This window comes from Micromonospora sp. NPDC007271, from assembly GCF_040634005.1.
Classification (GTDB): domain Bacteria; phylum Actinomycetota; class Actinomycetes; order Mycobacteriales; family Micromonosporaceae; genus Micromonospora.
This window is the reverse complement of sequence record NZ_JBEYER010000050.1, coordinates 1-16,645: the sequence shown is the minus strand read 5'-3', so window position 1 is coordinate 16,645 and position 16,645 is coordinate 1. Positions and strand designations below refer to the sequence as shown.

Genomic DNA, 16,645 nt, shown 5'->3' with positions numbered 1-16,645 from the left:
TCGGCATGGACCTCACCATTCACGCGACCTTCCTCCCGCAGAACGACCCGGACGCCGCCCTGGCCTTCTACCGTGACGTCCTCGGTTTCGAGGTGCGCAACGACGTCGGGTACAGCGGGATGCGGTGGATCACCGTCGGCCCACCCGGGCAGCCCGGCACGTCGATCGTCCTGTACCCGCCGGGCGCCGACCCGGGCATCACGGACGACGAGCGCCGTATCATCGCGGAGATGATGGCCAAGGGCACCTACACCATGATCACCCTGGCCACCAAGGACCTCGATGGCGTCTTCGACCGGCTGCAGGCCCGCGGCGCCGAGGTGGTCCAGGAGCCGATCGACCAGCCGTACGGGATCCGCGACTGCGCCTTCCGCGATCCCGCCGGCAACCTGATCCGCATCAACCAGGCATGACGAGCAAGGCCACAGGGAGGGAACCGTTGTCGCCCGTGTCGCACGTCGCCGACAGCCACGACCTGATCCGCGTGCACGGCGCGCGCGAGAACAACCTCAAGAACGTCAGCATCGAGCTCCCGAAGCGCCGGCTGACCGTCTTCACCGGGGTCTCCGGCTCGGGCAAGAGCTCGCTGGTGTTCAGCACGATCGCCGCGGAGTCGCAGCGGCTGATCAACGAGACCTACAGCGCCTTCGTGCAGGGCTTCATGCCGACGCTGGCGCGGCCCGAGGTCGACGTGCTCGAAGGGCTGACGACGGCGATCATCATCGACCAGCAGCGGATGGGGGTCGACCCCCGCTCCACCGTCGGCACCGCCACCGACGCCAACGCGATGTTGCGCATCCTCTTCAGCCGGCTCGGGAAGCCGCACATCGGCTCGCCCCAGGCGTTCTCCTTCAACGTCGCCTCGATCAGCGGAGCCGGCGCGGTCACCGTGGAGCGCGCCGGACAGACCGTGAAGGAGCGGCGCAGCTTCAGCATCACCGGCGGCATGTGCCCGCGTTGCGAGGGCCGGGGCTCGGTCACCGACATCGACCTGTCCCAGCTGTACGACGACAGCAAGTCGCTCAACGAGGGCGCGCTCACCATCCCCGGCTACAAGGCGGGCGGCTGGAACTACCGGCTCTACACCGCGTCGGGCTTCGTCGACCCGGACAAGCCGATCGGCAAGTACACCAAGAGGGAGCTGCACGACTTCCTTTACCGCGAGCCGACCCGGATGAAGATCGAGGGCATCAACATGACCTACGAAGGTCTGATCCCTCGGGTCCAGAAGTCGATGCTGTCCAAGGACAAGGAGGCGATGCAGCCGCACATCCGGGCGTTCGTCGAGCGCGCCGTCACCTTCACCACGTGCCCGGACTGCGGCGGCACCCGGCTCAGCGAGGCGGCGCGGTCGTCGAAGATCAAGGGGATCAGCATCGCCGACGCCTGCGCGATGCAGATCAGCGACCTGGCCGAGTGGGTGCGGGGGCTGGCCGAGCCGTCGGTCGCGCCGCTGCTGGCGGCGCTGCGGCACACGCTCGACTCGTTCGTGGAGATCGGGCTGGGCTACCTCTCGCTCGACCGCCCGTCGGGCACGCTGTCCGGCGGCGAGGCACAGCGCACCAAGATGATCCGCCAGCTCGGCTCGTCCCTGACCGACGTCACGTACGTCTTCGACGAGCCGACCGTCGGGCTGCACCCGCACGACATCCAGCGGATGAACGAGTTGCTGCTCCGGCTGCGGGACAAGGGCAACACCGTGCTGGTCGTGGAGCACAAGCCGGAGACGATCGCGATCGCCGACCACGTCGTCGACCTCGGCCCCGGCGCCGGCACGGCGGGCGGCACCATCTGTTTCGAGGGCACGGTCGAGAAGCTGCGGGCCAGCGGCACCATCACCGGCCGCCACCTCGACGACCGGGCCGCCCTCAAGGAGAAGGTGCGGACGCCCACCGGCAAGCTGGAGATCCGCGGGGCGCGCACCCACAACCTGCGGGACGTCGACGTCGACATCCCGCTCGGGGTGCTGGTCGTGGTCACCGGCGTCGCCGGGTCCGGGAAGAGTTCCCTCATCCACGGATCCGTCTCCGGCCGCGACGGGGTGGTGTCGATCGACCAGGGCGCGATCCGCGGCTCGCGACGGAGCAACCCGGCGACGTACACCGGACTGCTCGACCCGATCCGCGCGGCGTTCGCGAAGGCCAACGGCGTGAAGCCGGCGCTGTTCAGCGCCAACTCCGAGGGCGCCTGCCCCACCTGCAACGGCGCCGGCGTCGTCTACACCGACCTGGCGATGATGGCGGGCGTCGCCACCGTGTGCGAGGAGTGCGAGGGGAAGCGGTTCCAGGCCTCGGTGCTGGAGTACCACCTCGGCGGCCGCGACATCAGCGAGGTGCTCGCGATGCCGGTGACCGAGGCCGAGGAGTTCTTCGGCGCCGGCGAGGCGCGCACCCCGGCCGCGCACGCCATCCTCGGCCGGCTCGCCGACGTCGGCCTCGGCTACCTCAAGCTCGGCCAGCCGCTCACCACCCTCTCCGGCGGCGAGCGACAGCGGCTCAAGCTGGCCACCCACCTGGCCGAGAAGGGCGGCGTCTACGTCCTCGACGAGCCGACCACGGGCCTGCACCTCGCCGACGTCCAGCACCTGCTCGGCCTGCTCGACCGGCTCGTCGACTCCGGCCGGTCGGTCATCGTCATCGAGCACCACCAGGCGGTCATGGCGCACGCCGACTGGATCATCGACCTCGGCCCCGGCGCCGGCCACGACGGCGGCCGGGTCGTGTTCGAGGGCACGCCCGCCGACCTCGTCGCCGCCCGCTCCACCCTCACCGGCGAGCACCTCGCGGCCTACGTCGGCACGAGCGACTGAGGGCAGGGGAGCGAGAGTTCGCTCTCGCTCCCCAACCAGTGCATCGTCGTCGGGAGTCCCGCCGCCAGCTAGCCTCCTAGGATGCCTGAGAGGTGGTGGCGTGGCTCTCGTTGACGTGGGCGGATGCCGTACGGCTACAGGTGTCCCGTGTCGTTGAAGCTGACCAAGGTCGGCGGTCGGTCGGAATCCCACTGCACGATGGTGATCGCGCAGTTGTCCTGGCCTCCGTCCGGGGCGTGATCGGACGTCGGATCCTGTTCGCCGTGCCGGACGAGGTACAGCCGTGTGCGAGCCAATGCGGGTCACCCTCCCGGTCCTTGCGCGACGGGAGCACGATAGACCACCGAGGTGCGGACGACCCGGCGGAGAGCACGGCCACGTTCTGCCAGCGCGATGCGCGCGGCTCCACGTGGTCAGCCGGCTGGGATCGGCTCGGGCAGCGGCTCGCCGGTCTCCAGCAGGCTCTTCAGGCTTGCCAGCAGTTCCGGCCAGCCGCCGCTGCCCTCTAGTTGGCCGCTGATCGCCCGGTACATCTCGCTGTCGGGGGAGAAGTCGTCGTGGGTCACGGTCAGCCGGACGGCCTCGCCGTGCGGTTCGAGATCGAAGGTGACCGTCGATCGCCGTTCCCGAAGCCGTGCGGTCAACTCCTCGTCCGACCAGCCGAAGTGGGCCGCGTGTTCGGGCTGGAAGCCGTGCCAGCTGTAGGAGAGCCGGTGGTACGGCTCGGCCACCAGCACCCGCTGGCCGAGGTCCTTCGGCTCGGTGTCCGGCGCGTCCTGCCAGAGCACCGGCGAACCGACCCGCCAGTCGGAGACCAGGGCCGCCCCGCCCCAGTAGCGGCGGGTGAACTCCGGCTCGATCAGCGCCCGCCAGAGCTTCTCCGGTGTGGTCCGGATGTAGGTCGTGTAGACGAACGTGGGGTTCTCCATGGACTCCCGCTCCAATGCTGTCTGCAGGTCGGCGAGGGCACGCGCCCGCTCCCGGTGGTAACGGCCGATCCAGCGGTCGGCGACGGCGTTGATCGGGGCAGCGTTGAGGTGGTGCAGCTTCTCCCGCCCCCGTCGCGTCGTGGTCACCAGCCCGGCCGTCTCCAGCACCGCGAGGTGCTTGCTCACCGACTGCCGGGTCATGTCGAGCCCGGCGCACAGTTCGCGCAGGCTCTGTCCGTTGCGGACGTTCAGGCTGTCGAGCAGCCGGCGGCGGCTCGGATCCGCCAGCGCCCGGAACACCTCGTCCACCGCTCACCCGCTCTCAGGAAAAGGCAGCCAGACGGTTGCCTTCCCTTACCTTAGGCAACCGAATGGCTGCCCGTCCAGCATCCGCCGATGTCGCCACTGATCCGCTAGCCTCCTAGGACGCTGTAGCCGATGTGACGACCGGCCACGCAGGCAAGATCCGCAACCACCCGAATGCGATGGCGGCTGCTGGCTGACGGCCTGCTACCAGGCCACCGGCCGATGGGGCACTGGAGTCAGCGCTCCGGGACCGGGGTGCCGAGCAGACCGTCGCGTACCTCGCGGCCGGCGAGGGGCCGGTCCAGCCGGATCCGGACGGACCGGGTTTCGGCGAGGTCACGGCCCGACCACCAGCGTGAGGGCGGACGCATCGCGACGTGCAGGACGATCCTGCCAGCGTTCTCCTGCGCCGTCGCCCGGTGCAGCACGAAGTCGGGGTGGGTCTCCACGAGCGCCACGATCACGTGGGGATCGTCGGCGCGGTCGTACGCGTCGACGGAGACCTCCTCGATCCTCGGCCGGAGCAGATCCCGGGCCACCGGCACCGCCCCGATCGCGAGCACCGCGAGGAGCACGAGGGCACCAGCCCGGGGTCGCCGCCACCGCTTCATCGCCGCCTCCTGAGGGGAGCAGTTCGGCCCCGCGGGCCGCGATCACGACTTTCCCACCGGATTCGCGCCCAGCTTGCGGGCATGCCCGAGCGGAAGCCCCTTCTTAGCGCTCGTCGGCCGTCCGCGCAAGAGGCGGCGCCGTTTCTGGTGCCTGCTCAGATGCCGCCTCGGCGACCCGCCAGAACTGGCGGGGGGCGTACCCCTCGCGGCGCAGCCAGTGTTCGGTGTAGACGATCCGCTCCGCCGGCACCACGATCAGCGGGCCGATCGGCGGCTCGTCCAGCGGCCGGCACCGTTCCACATGGTCGGACTGCCAGCGGTACGCCGGCCAGTGGTGGTCGAAGTCCGAGTCACCGGGGTGCAGCACCCGGGCCCGGCCGAAGACCTGCGCTCCGCGGCTGCTGGCCTGCCCGACCAGGGGTGCGAAGATCCCGATGGAGACGCGCGGATCGGCGGCGATGTTGCGCATCTTCGGGGAGATCGCCACGGCGGTGAACATCAGGGTGAAGTCGAGGTGGAAGTACCGCACCGGGGTGGCGAGGGGGCCGTCCGGGCCGGCCGTCGCCAGTACGCACATGTTCTGCGACGACAGCAGATTGAGAATGCGCTCCTCAAGGCGGTCGCGGTCGAGGCGGGCGGTGGGGGAGGAGCCGGCGAGCCAGGGATTCGTGACGGGCATACGCGATCTTCCCATCCGCCGTAACCGGGTCGGCGGAGGCCGCGACCGCTGGTAGGTTCGCTGGCCGTGACGGGGACTGCGGAGGAACCGCTGGGCGGGCGCTTCGCCCGGCTCTGGGCGGCCAGCACCATGTCGGCGTTGGGCAGCGGGATGGCGACGGTGGCCGCGCCGCTGTACGTCGCGTCGCGGACCGACGATCCGCTGATCGTGTCGGCGGGCGCCGCGGTGGCGTGGCTGCCGTGGCTGCTGTTCTCGCTGCCCGGCGGGGTGCTCGTGGATCGGGTGGACCGGCGCCGGCTGATGGTGGTCATCGACTGGGTACGGGTGGCCGCCCTGGTGGTGCTGGCCGCCGCGATGGTCACCGGCCGGGCCGGGGTGGCGCTGCTGTACGCGGTGCTCTTCGTGGTCAACGCCGGTGAGGTGGTGTTCCGGACGGCAGCCCAGGCCGTCGTGCCGGCGGTGGTGCCCCGGTCCCGGTTGGAACGGGCCAACGGCTGGCTCAACGGCGGCACCCAGGTGATGCAGAACATGGTCGCCGGCCCGCTCGGCGGGCTTCTCTTCGTGGTGGCCGCCGCCATTCCGTTCGGCGTCAACGCCGGCACGTACGCGCTCAGCGCGGTGCTGGTCGGTCTGGTCGCCGGGTCGTACCGCGGTTCGTCGGTGCCGGGCGTCCGCCGCTCGGTCCGCGCGGAGGTCGCCGAGGGGTTCCGCTGGCTGCTCTCGCAGCGTCTGCTGCGCACCATGGCCCTGCTGATCGGGCTGCTCAACGTCACCCTCACCGCCGCCATCGCGGTGCTGGTGCTGCTGGCCACCGACCGACTGGGTCTCGGCTCGGTCGGCTACGGCGCGTTGTTCACCTGCATGGCGGTCGGCGGGCTGCTCGGTTCGGTGATCGGGGACCGGTTGATCGCCGCGGTCACCGCGACCTGGACCATCCGGATCGGCCTGCTGATCGAGGCGGGCCTGCACCTGGCCCTGGCCGCTTCCCGCAGCGCGGTGGTGGTCGGGGTGGCGCTGTTCGTGTTCGGGGTGCACAGCGCGCTGTGGAACATCGTGGCGAACTCGCTGCGCCAACGGCTCACCCCACCCGCGCTGCTGGGCCGGGTGGGCAGCACCACCCTGTTCCTCGCCGCCGGCGGCAACTGCGTCGGCGCGCTCCTCGGTGGGGTGGTCGCCGGCCGGTTCGGGATCACCGCCCCGTACTGGGTGGGCTTCGTGGCCGCCCTGGCGGTGATCGCGGCGACCTGGCGGGTCTTCGACCGGGCCACGGTCGCCGCCGCGTACGCCGATCCGGCCGCCCCGGCGCCGGAGTCCCCGGCGAGAGTCGCCTGAGGAGGCCGGGTGCCGTCGCTGTCCGTGCCACCGTTGTTCGCCGCGCTGGAGTCCGCCCGTACGGTGCTGATCGCGGGTGCCGGCGGCGGCTTCGACGTGTACGCCGGCATCCCGCTCGCCGTCGCGTTGCGCGACGCCGGGCGGGAGGTGCGGCTGGCCAACCTCTCCTTCACCCAACTCGAACTGCTCGACCTGGATGCCTGGGCGGCGGAGAACGTCGCGGCGGTCACCCCGGACACCACGGGCCCGGACGACTACTTCCCGGAGCGTGCGCTGTCCCGCTGGCTCGCCGGCCGTGGCCTGACGTCCACTGTGTACGCCTTTTCCAGGGTCGGTGTGCAGCCGTTGCGGTACGCGTACCGGCATCTGGTCGACGCGCTCGGCGTCGACGCCGTGGTGCTGGTCGACGGCGGCACCGACATCCTGATGCGCGGCGACGAGTCCGGCCTGGGCACGCCGGTGGAGGACATGACCAGCCTCGCCGCGGTGGCCGGGCTCGACGTGCCGGTGAAGCTCGTGGTCTGTCTCGGGTTCGGCATCGACGCGTACCACGGGGTCAACCACACCCAGGTGCTGGAGAACATCGCCGCGCTGGACCGGGACGGCGCGTACCTGGGCGCGCTGTCCATCCCGGGGGCCAGCCGGGAGGCCGAGCTGTACCGGGACGCGGTCGCGTACGGGCAGGCGGCCACCCCGTCGCGGCCCAGCATCGTGCACGGGCAGATCGCCGCCGCCACTCGCGGCGCCGACGGGGATGTGCACGCTACCCGGCGTACCCGGGGCAGCATGCTGTTCGTCAATCCGCTGATGGCCATCTACTTCAGCTTCCATCTCGACGGGCTGGCCCGCCGCTCGCTCTACCTCGACCGACTGGAGCAGACCGTCGGCATGCGGCAGGTCGCGTCGCGGATCGACGCGTTCCGCGAGGAGGTGCGGCGGCGCACCCCGCGGGTCTTCCCGCACTGACCCGGCCCGTGGGCGGGCTCGACCGGCGTCAACCTGCGCGCACCGGGGGCGGCGGGGTGCGGGGTGGCGGAGCCGCGGGGTGTGGCAGCGTGGGCGGGTGGACGCATCCTCGGTCGACGTCGACCTCGCGCTGGTGGGCGGCGGTGGTGCCGCCTCCCTGGTGCTGGCCGCCCTGGACCGGCATGACCTGACCGGCCTGCGGATCGCCGTGGTCGACCCGCTGCACAAGCGGGGCCAGGACCGCACCTGGGCGTTCTGGGGCACCCCCGGCAGTGACCTCGACCCGTTGCTGAGCGCCAGCTGGTCGCAGGTCGAGGTGGTCACGGCCGCCGGCCGCCGCGTCCTGTCGCTCGACCCGCTGCGGTACGCCATGCTCCGCTCCGGCCCGGTCTACGACCGGGCTGCCGCGGCCGAACGCCGTCTCGGCGTCGTGCGGATCGGCGCGCCGGCCGGGGCGTTGCGCGACGACGGCCACCGGGTGACCGTCCGCGACCCGCACGGGCGGGTGCTGGTCCGGGCCGGCTGGGTGCTGGACTCGCGTCCCCGGCCGCCGGAGCGGCCCGGCCGGACGAGCTGGTTGCAGCACTTCCGCGGTTGGTGGCTGGCCGCTGACCGGCCCACGTTCGACCCGGACCGGGCGGTGCTGATGGATTTTCGCACCCCGCAGCCGGCCCGGGGCGTCTCGTTCGGCTACGTGCTCCCGGTCGACGACCGGTACGCGCTGGTCGAGTACACCGAGTTCGCACCCGCCCTGCTCACCGACGCCCGCTACGACGCGGCGCTGCGCGGGTACGCCGCCCGGCTCGGCCTGGACCTAGCCGCGCTGCGGCTGCGGGAGGTGGAGAACGGGGTCATTCCGATGACCGACGGCCCGTTCGCGCCCCACCCGTCGCCCCGGGTGGTGCGGCTCGGCACCGCCGGCGGCGCCACCCGCCCGTCGACCGGGTTCACCTTCGCCGCGATGCACCGGCAGGCCGACCAGGTGGCCCGGGCCCTGGCCGCCGGCCGGCCACCGGTGCCGGCGCCCGCGTACCCGCGGCGGCACCGGTGGTTGGACGCGGTGGCGCTGCGTGCCCTGGACCGGGGTCACGTCGGCGGGGTGGAGTTCTTCGCCCGGCTGTTCGACCGCAACCCGGCGGAGCGGGTGCTGCGTTTCCTCGACGGCGCCACCTCACCGGCCGAGGAGTTGGCGGTGATGCGGTCCAGCCCGCTGCTGCCGATGGCCGGCGCGGTGCTCGGTGACGCCGTCGACCGGCTGCGTGCCCGGCTGCGTCGCGGCCCGACCCCTGCCGCCGTGGCGGAGGCCGGGCCCGGCGGGTCGGTCGGTCCGGCCGGTGGGCGTACCGGGTAGGTTGCCGGCATGGCGGAGGCGGCGACCGGCCGGGTCGTGGAGATCTGGACCGACGGGGCGTGCAGCGGCAATCCCGGCCCGGGCGGCTGGGGTGTGGTGCTGCGGTGGGGTGATCACGAGCGCGAGCTGTGTGGCGGCGAGGCGACACCGACGACGAACAACCGGATGGAGCTGACCGCCGCGATCCGCGCGTTGGAGAGCCTGACCCGGCCGGTCACCGTGCGCCTGCACACCGACAGCACGTACGTGCGCAACGGCATCACCGGCTGGCTGGCGTCGTGGAAGCGCAACGGGTGGCTGACCGCGGCGAAGCAGCCGGTCAAGAACGCCGATTTGTGGCAGCGGTTGGAGGCGGCCTGCGCCCGGCACGACGTGACCTGGCTCTGGGTGAAGGGCCACAACGGGCACCCGGAGAACGAGCGGGCCGACGCGTTGGCCAACCGGGGCATGGCGGAGGCCCGGGCGGAGGCGGTCGCCGCCCGCTGACGCCGACGGGTTGTGTCGAACCCGGTCGATGAGTAACGTAGCGGATCGGTGCCGTCACGGACAGTCGCCCTCGGAGGTGTCCGGGTGACCGTTGCGCCGCTCACCGACCTGCCCCTCTGGCCGCCGATCAACCTCGACCGCGACCCGCTCGTCCCGCTGGACGTGGCGGAGCGGCACCGCTTCTCCGGGCCGGTCACCCGGGTGCGGCTCCCCACCGACGCGGCGGCCTGGCTGGTCACCCGGTACGCCGACGTCCGGCAACTGCTGCGCCATCCCGACTTCAGCGCCGACCTCAGCCGCCCGGGCTTCCCCCTCCTGCGAGCACGACGAGGACGGCCTTGTCGTGCTCCGCCTCGCCGAGCCCGGGCCGGACGCGGCCGGCCCGCCGCACCTGGCCGTCGACCTGTGCCCGGCCGGGGCGATCAGCCTCGACCCGCCGCCCCGGCCGGATCACTCCACGTTCGGCAGCTCGCCGGTGCCCGAGACCTGGTCGACGTCGTAGCCGGCCCGGCTGGTCTCCCGGGCGGAGCGCCGATCCTCGGCCGGCAGGTCGGCGAAGTCGTCGCCGGTGTCGTCGGTGCTGTGCAGGGACTCGCCCGGCGGTCGCAGCGACGCCTCGTACGCGGTGGCGCCGTCCGGCTCGTCGGTCGGTGCGCGGCCGAACGACTGTTCACTCGTCATGTCAAACTTCTGCCCGCGTCGCTCGTGGATAAACGCCGGGTCAGCGCGCCGCGTCCGGGTGCGTCGGCATCGACGAGCCGCCGGCGCTGGTGCCCGACGAGCCGCCGGCCACCCCGGAACCGTCGTCCTCGGTGACCACGTCCGGCTTCGGTGTGCCCGGCTCCGGCGCCGGTACGTCCGTGTCCGCGTCGACCTGGACCAGCCGGGCCTGACCGGCCTCGTCCTCGGCATGCGCCGGATCGACCGGCTGCTCGCCCTGGCGTACCCGATACTTCACCCGTCCGCCTCCTGTCGATGCCGCGCCGCCCGAGGTGACGCCGACCCCGGCTACCCGGCTCCGGCGCCCCAAAACGTGCGGCCCCGCCCGGAGGTGCCCTCGGCTCAGGACGCGGGGTCCCGCCGTGAGACGGCCTGGTGGCCGTGCCGGGGAGCAGGACTGGCCGGACGTCCCGGGTGATCCACTCGGTGTGCGGCAGGGCGCGGTGTCCGCGCGGTGGGACAGCCCGGGATGCCGCATCCGGAGTCGATCAACGCCGGCGGTCAGCGCCGGCGGCGTGCGGGGGCGGGCCGCCCACGCGAGGGCTGGACCGGGGTGACCGACAGCGACCAGTGCGCGGGCCGGCGCAGGCGGGGCGGCAGGACGGTCCGGTGGTCGCCGCGGGCGGCCTCCAGCTGCGACTGGTGCACGAAGAGGCAGCGCCCGAGGTCGGCGCCGCGCAGGTCGGCGCCGCGCAGGTCCGCCCCGGTCAGGTCGGCCGCGCCGAGGTCGACTCCGCGCAGGTCCGCGCCGATCAGGCAGGCGCCGCGCAGGTTCGCCCCGGACAGTCCGGCGCGGCGCAGGTCCGCCCCGATCAGCACCGCCCCGCGCCGGTCCGGGCCCTCCCGGCCGGCCCGGGCCTGCCCGCCGGCCTGGGACAGCAACTGGTTGACCCGGTCCCGCTCTGCGTCGACGTCCACGGCGAGCAGTTCGTCCGGGGTTCCGTCGGTGAGCCGCCCGGTCTCCGCCAGGGCGGCGGCCAGGTCGTCCCGCAGCGGCCCGGCCGGGGTCAGCGCGAGGGCCTCGGTGAGGTACCAGAGCAACTCGTGCAGCGGCCGCATCACCGCGAACGTGTCGACCATCAGCCGGGCGGTCACCGGGCTCTCCCGCCAGTCCCGGCCGCCGAAGGTCCCCTGCGCGACGTGCTGCCCAGCCCCGAAGCAGTCGAAGACCGTACAGCCGGGGAAGCCCCGCTGCCGTAGGTCGCGGTGGATGCCGCAGCGGGAGTCGGGGCGCAGGTTCGGGCAGGGCTGCCCGGCGGGCTTGTCGATGGCGAAGTCGGCGGAGGCGGCGAACGCCGGCGCGACGCAGCAGATCCCGAAGCAGCGGGCGCAGTCGGCCCGCAGCTCACGTCCGCCGCTCGCCGCCGCTTGCCGTTCCACCGTCTCGGACACCCTGCCCGGCCTCCCATCGTCTCGCCGCCGCGCCGGCCGCGGCGCCGCATCCGGATGCCATTCTCCCGCCCCGGCCGCGGCTGGACGGCGGGTGGGGCGACGCTCTGCCCGTTCTGCCCCGGTATGCGGTATTTCTTCGTATCGTGGGGTGACGAAGGAGGCGGCGGGATGGACGAGCAGGCGCGGGAGCAGGCCCTGCTCACCGCCGTCACCACCGAGCACTTCGTGCTCCAGACCTCGCGCAGCGCCACGATCGCCGAGTCGGTGGGACGGTCGACGATCTTCATGTCGATGCTCTCCGCCGCGCTGATCGGGCTGGGCTTCGTCTCCAGCAGCGGGCACCTGCTGCGGCCGTACCTCGGCGCCGTACTGCCGACCCTGGTGATCACCGGGCTGCTGACCTTCGCCCGGCTGGTGCAGAGCATGGTGGAGAACGAGGTGGACCTGCAGCGGATCCAACGCATCCGCGCCTGGTACCACCGACGGTTCGCCTCCGACCACGAGTTCTTCGCCGACGCCCTGAAGCAGGGTGGCGGCATGCGGGCGGAGTGGGCGGCGGTGGGCAGTCTGCCCGGCCGCCGGCACATGCTGCTGACCGCGGCCGCGTTGGTCGGCGCGGTCAACGCGCTGTTGATCGGGCTCTGCGCCACCCTGCTGAGCGGGCTGGTCGGTGCCGCACCCGGCCTGGCGATCGCGGTCGGTGTGATCGTGGCGCTGGCGGCCTTCGCCGTCCAGGTCGCGTACATCAACCGGGCCTCCATCTCGCTCGGTAGGTGAGCCGGGGCGCGGCGCCGGTGCCGAGCGGGCGGGAATGCCCGAACGGCTGACAACCAGAATCCGGGCCCGCCGCAGCGTATTCAGGAAATGCTGCGGCGATGGCCGAAAGGATGACAACCAAACCGGCCCGTTATTGCACCGAGTCATTGCGTAAACCAGATCGTTGTCAATGCGTGACAACCGATCCGGTCGTTACCGTACCGATTCAATTCGACGTTCCGTAGCGCTTTACCGTCGGTGGAAGGACGTTTTCCCCGCCGTCGGGAGGGCTTGGAATGAGCGACATGTCCCACCCACCGTCGTTGGCCGCCGCCGAGCCGGCCGGGCCGGACCTCGCCGTCGAGACCGGATCCCCGGCCCCGGCCGGTCGGCGGGAGATCGTCGGCCGGTCGCCGAACCAGCTTGCCTGGCTGCGCCTCAAGCGGGACCGGACCGCCCGGGTCAGCGCGCTGACGCTGGTCGTCGCCGCGGTCGTCGCGATCAGCGCGCCGCTGCTCGGCTGGCTCACCGGCATCGACCCGACGGACAAGTTCGTCGATCGGCTCAACGATTTCGGAATGCCGACCGGATACGCCGGCGGCATCAACTCCGACCACTGGCTCGGCCTCGAGCCCGGCAGCGGTCGCGACATCCTCCTCCAGCTCGTGTACGGCCTGCGGACGTCCCTGTTCATCGCCTTCGCCTCGGCCCTGCTGGCCTCGCTCATCGGGGTGGTGGTGGGCGTGCTGGCCGGTTGGGCGCGCGGCTGGCTGGACAGCGTCGTGAACTGGCTGATCGACCTCACCCTGGCGTTCCCGTTCCTCATCTTCGCCCTCGCGGTGATCCCGATCCTCGAGGACCGGTTCTACACCGACCGGGAGGCGCCGTCGCCCGCCTTCCGGGTCGCGCTGATCATCGCCACCTTCGGCCTGTTCAGCTGGACGTACACGGCCCGGCTGGTCCGCGGCCAGGTGATCTCGCTGCGCGAGCGGGAGTACGTCGAGGCCGCCCGGGCCGCCGGCGCGGGCACCGGGCACATCCTGTTCCGGCAGCTGCTGCCGAACATCTGGGCGCCGATCCTGGTCACGGTCTCGCTGAACGTGCCGCAGTTCATCGCCATCGAGGCGGCCCTGGCCTTCGTCAACATCGGCGTCACCGAACCCACGCCCGACCTCGGCCGAATGATCTACAACAGCATCGGCTACGTCGCGAGCGACCCCTGGTACACCCTGTTCCCCGGATTGACGATCTTCCTGCTGGTCCTGGCGTTCAACCTTCTCGGAGACTCGCTGCGCGACTCGCTGGATCCCCGGTCGACCCGGTAACCCCCGGCCATCAAGACGCCCGGCCGGCGGGGGCCGCCGGGCGGGAAGGGAGCAAATTGTGCGAGCAAGAACCCGGACACTGACCACCGGTGTCCTCGCCGCGGCGCTGGTCGCCGCCGGCTGCAGCCCGACCACCGACTCCGGTGGCGGTGGCGGCGACGACAAGGCGAAGACCCAGACGGGCTCGATCTCCTACGAGGCCGCCGACAACAAGGGCCCGGCCAAGGCGGTCGACGGGGCCGCCAAGGGCGGAACGCTCACCATCATGCAGAACTCCGACTTCGAGCACCTCGACCCGGCCCGCAACTACGTCAACGTGCAGCAGGTCGCCGGCGGGCTCCTCTACCGCGCGCTCAACGGCTACAAGGAGGACGGCAGCGGCAAGATGCTGCTCGTCGGCGACCTCGCCACCGACCCCGGCAAGGACGTCAACAAGGACTGCAAGGTGTGGGAGTTCACCCTGCGGGCGGGGGTGAAGTACGAGGACGGCTCCCCGGTGACCAGCAAGGACGTCGCGTACGGCATCGCCCGCTCGTTCGCGTCGAACCTCAACGAGGGGCCGCACTACATCCAGCAGTGGCTCTACCCGGGCGGCGCGTACAACGCGAAGTACCAGGGGCCGTACGACGGCGGCAAGCCGGTGCCGGACGGCATCGAGACGCCCGACGACCGGACCATCCGGTTCACCTTCCCGGAGGCGCACTGCGACATGCCGTACGCGGCGGCGCTGCCCACCAGCGCCCCCGTCCCCGCCGCCAAGGACACTCGGGCCAACTACGACCTGCGGCCCTTCTCGTCCGGACCGTACAAGGTCAAGTCGTACCAGCGGGACGTGGCGCTGGAGCTGGAGCGCAACCCGAACTGGGACCCGAACACCGACCCGCTGCGCAACGCGTACCCGGACGCGATCCGGTTCACCTTCGGGCTGGAGCAGGCGCAGATCGCCGAGCGTCTCGTCGCCGACGCCCCGGCCGACCAGACCGCGATGAGCTGGACCGACGTACCGCCGGCCGTGCTGCCCCGGACCACCACCGCCGGAGTCGTCGAGCGGGTGGTGAAGGGCCCGACGCAGTACGTCTGGGTGCTGAACATCAACACCCAGCGGGTCACCGACCTGAACGTCCGTAAGGCGCTGAACTACGCCGCGGACAAGGACGCCGCGCTCAAGGCGATCGGCGGGCAGGCGGCCGGTTCCCCGGCCACCACGCTGATGTCGCCGACCACCGCCGGCTGGAAGAAGTACGACGTGTTCAACGCCCCGGTTACCGGTGACAAGGCGAAGGTGACCGAACTGCTCGGCGGCAAGCGCCCGAAGCTGGTGCTGGCCCACTCCAACACCGAGCTGCGGACCCAGCAGGCTGAGGCGATCCGGAAGAACCTCACCGACATGGGCTTCGACATCGTGATGAAGCCCATCGAGAGCAGCAGCTACTACGACGAGGTCGGCCGCAAGAACAACCCGTACGACCTCTACATCGGCGGCTGGGGCTCGGACTGGCCGACCGGTTCCACCATCATCCCGCCGCTGTACGACGGGCGGGAGATCGTCGCCGAGGGGAACAACAACCTCTCGTACCTGAACGAGCCGTCGATCAGCGCTGAGGTCGACCGGGTCCGTAGCCTGCCCGCCGCGGAGCAGGACGTCGGCTGGATGGCTCTGGACGAGAAGATCATGCGGGAGTACGTCCCGGTCGTGCCCCTCTACTACGACGCCACCTACGAGCTGCACGGATCGAAGGTCGGCAACCCCTTCCTCAGCGACGCCTTTGGCATCATCTCGCTGAACGGCATCTACCTGAAGCAGTGACCGTCCGTGGGGGCGGCCCGGACCGGGCCGCCCCCACCGTCCACCCGGGGAGGTGCTCCCGTGTTCCGTTTCGTCGTGCGGCGGTTACTCGTCGCCGGGGTGACCCTCGCGGTCATCAGCCTGATCACCTTCGGTCTCTTCTTCGCGGTGCCGAGCAGCCCGGCCAAGGTGATGTGCGGCAAGAACTGCACCGCCGAGGACATCGCCCAGGTCGAGCAGCGGCTCGGCATCGACCAGCCGCTGCCGCGCCAGTACGCCGACTTCGTCAAGGGCATCTTCGTCGGCCGTACCTACGGGTCGGGGGACTTCCAGCAGGACTGCCCGGCACCCTGCCTGGGCTACTCGTTCCGCAACAACCAGCCGGTGACGGAGATCGTCGCCCAGCGCCTTCCGGTGACCTTCAGCATCGTCTTCGGCGGCGCGGTGCTCTGGCTCGCCCTGGGTGTCTCGCTGGGCATGCTGTCGGCGCTGCGCCGTGGGACGGCCTTCGACCGGGCCGCGATCGGCGTCACCCTGGCCGGGGCCTCGATGCAGGTCTACTTCTTCGGGCTGATCCTGCTCTACCTGCTGGTGTACGCCACCGGGCTGCTGCCCTTCCCCAGCTACACCCCGCTGACCGAGAACCCGGCCCGCTGGGCGGTGGGCCTGCTGCTGCCCTGGATGACGCTCGGCTTCCTCAACTCCGCGCTGTACGCCCGGCTGTCCCGGGCGCAGATGCTGGAGACCCTGTCGGAGGACTTCGTGCGTACGGCCCGGGCGAAGGGACTGTCGTCCCGGCAGGTGCACCTGCGCCACGCCCTGCGGGCCGCGATCACCCCCATCGTGACGATCGCCGGGCTGGACATCGGGAGCAGTCTCGGCGGCACCTTCATCACCGAGACGATCTTCGGCCTCCAGGGCCTGGGCAAGGCCACCGTGGAGGCGGTGCAGTTCCTCAACCTGCCGGTGGTCATGGCGACCGTGCTGCTGGCGGCGGTGTTCATCGTGGTCGCCAACATCGTGGTCGACGTGCTCTACGCGGTCATCGACCCGCGGGTCCGGCTGAGCTGACGGAGGTGATCGACATGGTGGAGCTTCCGGTGCCCCGCTCCGGTGAGGGCCCCTATCTGCGGGTGAAGGATCTGCGGGTGCGGTTTGACACCGAGGACGGTGTGGTCCGGGCGGTGGACGGGGTGT

At 71.6% G+C, this 16,645-nt stretch carries 17 protein-coding genes and 1 pseudogene; 11 read left to right on the top strand and 7 right to left on the bottom strand.

All coding sequences use genetic code 11. From position 1 onward, the window contains the following. The first annotated feature begins 5 nt into the window (after window positions 1-5). Both ABZ570_RS19025 and ABZ570_RS19020 read left to right on the top strand, forming a co-directional pair. Window positions 6-413 carry a VOC family protein gene (locus tag ABZ570_RS19025; protein WP_358064858.1) on the top strand — a complete coding sequence of 136 codons (408 nt, stop codon included), beginning with the start codon at window positions 6-8 and terminating at the stop codon, window positions 411-413. Next, window positions 410-2,809 carry an excinuclease ABC subunit UvrA gene (locus ABZ570_RS19020; protein WP_358064855.1) on the top strand — a complete coding sequence of 800 codons (2,400 nt, stop codon included), beginning with the start codon at window positions 410-412 and terminating at the stop codon, window positions 2,807-2,809. The genes ABZ570_RS19025 and ABZ570_RS19020 overlap by 4 nt, the downstream gene beginning before the upstream one ends. Before the next feature lie 413 nt (window positions 2,810-3,222). On the opposite strand, the gene ABZ570_RS19015 is transcribed toward ABZ570_RS19020, so the two are convergent. The 3 genes from ABZ570_RS19015 to ABZ570_RS19005 all read right to left on the bottom strand — a co-directional run bounded on the left by ABZ570_RS19015 (window position 3,223) and on the right by ABZ570_RS19005 (window position 5,334). Continuing rightward, complete coding sequence (locus ABZ570_RS19015; RefSeq protein WP_358064852.1) at window positions 3,223-4,047, bottom strand: metalloregulator ArsR/SmtB family transcription factor; 825 nt, start codon at window positions 4,045-4,047, stop codon at window positions 3,223-3,225. Between the two features lie 233 nt (window positions 4,048-4,280). Continuing rightward, on the bottom strand, window positions 4,281-4,655 hold the full coding sequence (locus tag ABZ570_RS19010) for a hypothetical protein (protein ID WP_358064849.1): 375 nt from the start codon (window positions 4,653-4,655) through the stop codon (window positions 4,281-4,283). Window positions 4,656-4,758: 103 nt separating this feature from the next. Further along, a complete protein-coding gene (locus ABZ570_RS19005) occupies window positions 4,759-5,334 on the bottom strand; it encodes a pyridoxamine 5'-phosphate oxidase family protein (RefSeq protein WP_358064846.1) in 576 nt (191 codons plus the stop codon). A gap of 66 nt (window positions 5,335-5,400) precedes the next feature. On the opposite strand from ABZ570_RS19005, the gene ABZ570_RS19000 reads away from it, so the two are divergent. The 4 genes from ABZ570_RS19000 (at window position 5,401) to rnhA (ending at window position 9,469) form a co-directional block, all read left to right on the top strand. Next, window positions 5,401-6,666 carry an MFS transporter gene (locus ABZ570_RS19000; protein WP_358064843.1) on the top strand — a complete coding sequence of 422 codons (1,266 nt, stop codon included), beginning with the start codon at window positions 5,401-5,403 and terminating at the stop codon, window positions 6,664-6,666. A 9-nt stretch (window positions 6,667-6,675) separates the two neighbouring features. Further along, complete coding sequence (locus ABZ570_RS18995) at window positions 6,676-7,632, top strand: DUF1152 domain-containing protein (RefSeq protein ID WP_358064840.1); 957 nt, start codon at window positions 6,676-6,678, stop codon at window positions 7,630-7,632. 79 nt (window positions 7,633-7,711) lie between these two features. Next, window positions 7,712-8,983 carry a lycopene cyclase family protein gene (locus ABZ570_RS18990; RefSeq protein ID WP_358064837.1) on the top strand — a complete coding sequence of 424 codons (1,272 nt, stop codon included), beginning with the start codon at window positions 7,712-7,714 and terminating at the stop codon, window positions 8,981-8,983. Window positions 8,984-8,992: 9 nt separating this feature from the next. Further along, window positions 8,993-9,469: a ribonuclease HI gene (gene rnhA / locus ABZ570_RS18985; RefSeq protein WP_358064833.1), complete on the top strand. Its 477-nt coding sequence runs from the start codon at window positions 8,993-8,995 to the stop codon at window positions 9,467-9,469. A gap of 54 nt (window positions 9,470-9,523) precedes the next feature. Here rnhA and ABZ570_RS18980 read toward each other — a convergent pair whose 3' ends face one another. The 4 genes from ABZ570_RS18980 to ABZ570_RS18965 all read right to left on the bottom strand — a co-directional run bounded on the left by ABZ570_RS18980 (window position 9,524) and on the right by ABZ570_RS18965 (window position 11,581). Further along, window positions 9,524-9,742 carry a hypothetical protein gene (locus tag ABZ570_RS18980; protein ID WP_358064830.1) on the bottom strand — a complete coding sequence of 73 codons (219 nt, stop codon included), beginning with the start codon at window positions 9,740-9,742 and terminating at the stop codon, window positions 9,524-9,526. Between the two features lie 177 nt (window positions 9,743-9,919). Further along, window positions 9,920-10,150 carry a hypothetical protein gene (locus tag ABZ570_RS18975; protein ID WP_358064827.1) on the bottom strand — a complete coding sequence of 77 codons (231 nt, stop codon included), beginning with the start codon at window positions 10,148-10,150 and terminating at the stop codon, window positions 9,920-9,922. Window positions 10,151-10,190: 40 nt separating this feature from the next. Next, window positions 10,191-10,427, bottom strand: coding sequence for a preprotein translocase YidC (locus ABZ570_RS18970; protein WP_358064824.1), 237 nt, complete (start codon window positions 10,425-10,427; stop codon window positions 10,191-10,193). A gap of 263 nt (window positions 10,428-10,690) precedes the next feature. After that, entirely contained in the window at window positions 10,691-11,581 is an 891-nt protein-coding gene (locus ABZ570_RS18965; RefSeq protein WP_358064821.1) for a pentapeptide repeat-containing protein, read from the bottom strand. Window positions 11,582-11,749: 168 nt separating this feature from the next. On the opposite strand from ABZ570_RS18965, the gene ABZ570_RS18960 reads away from it, so the two are divergent. The 5 genes and pseudogenes from ABZ570_RS18960 to ABZ570_RS18940 all read left to right on the top strand — a co-directional run. Continuing rightward, window positions 11,750-12,358: a hypothetical protein gene (locus ABZ570_RS18960; protein WP_358064818.1), complete on the top strand. Its 609-nt coding sequence runs from the start codon at window positions 11,750-11,752 to the stop codon at window positions 12,356-12,358. Between the two features lie 275 nt (window positions 12,359-12,633). Continuing rightward, entirely contained in the window at window positions 12,634-13,662 is a 1,029-nt protein-coding gene (locus tag ABZ570_RS18955; protein WP_358064815.1) for an ABC transporter permease, read from the top strand. A gap of 58 nt (window positions 13,663-13,720) precedes the next feature. Beyond that, complete coding sequence (locus tag ABZ570_RS18950) at window positions 13,721-15,469, top strand: ABC transporter substrate-binding protein (protein WP_358064812.1); 1,749 nt, start codon at window positions 13,721-13,723, stop codon at window positions 15,467-15,469. Between the two features lie 60 nt (window positions 15,470-15,529). Continuing rightward, the gene (locus ABZ570_RS18945) at window positions 15,530-16,519 is read left to right on the top strand and encodes an ABC transporter permease (RefSeq protein ID WP_358064809.1); all 990 of its coding nucleotides are present in this window, start codon (window positions 15,530-15,532) and stop codon (window positions 16,517-16,519) included. A gap of 14 nt (window positions 16,520-16,533) precedes the next feature. Then, a pseudogene (locus ABZ570_RS18940) lies at window positions 16,534-16,645 on the top strand (ABC transporter ATP-binding protein); the annotation flags it as partial.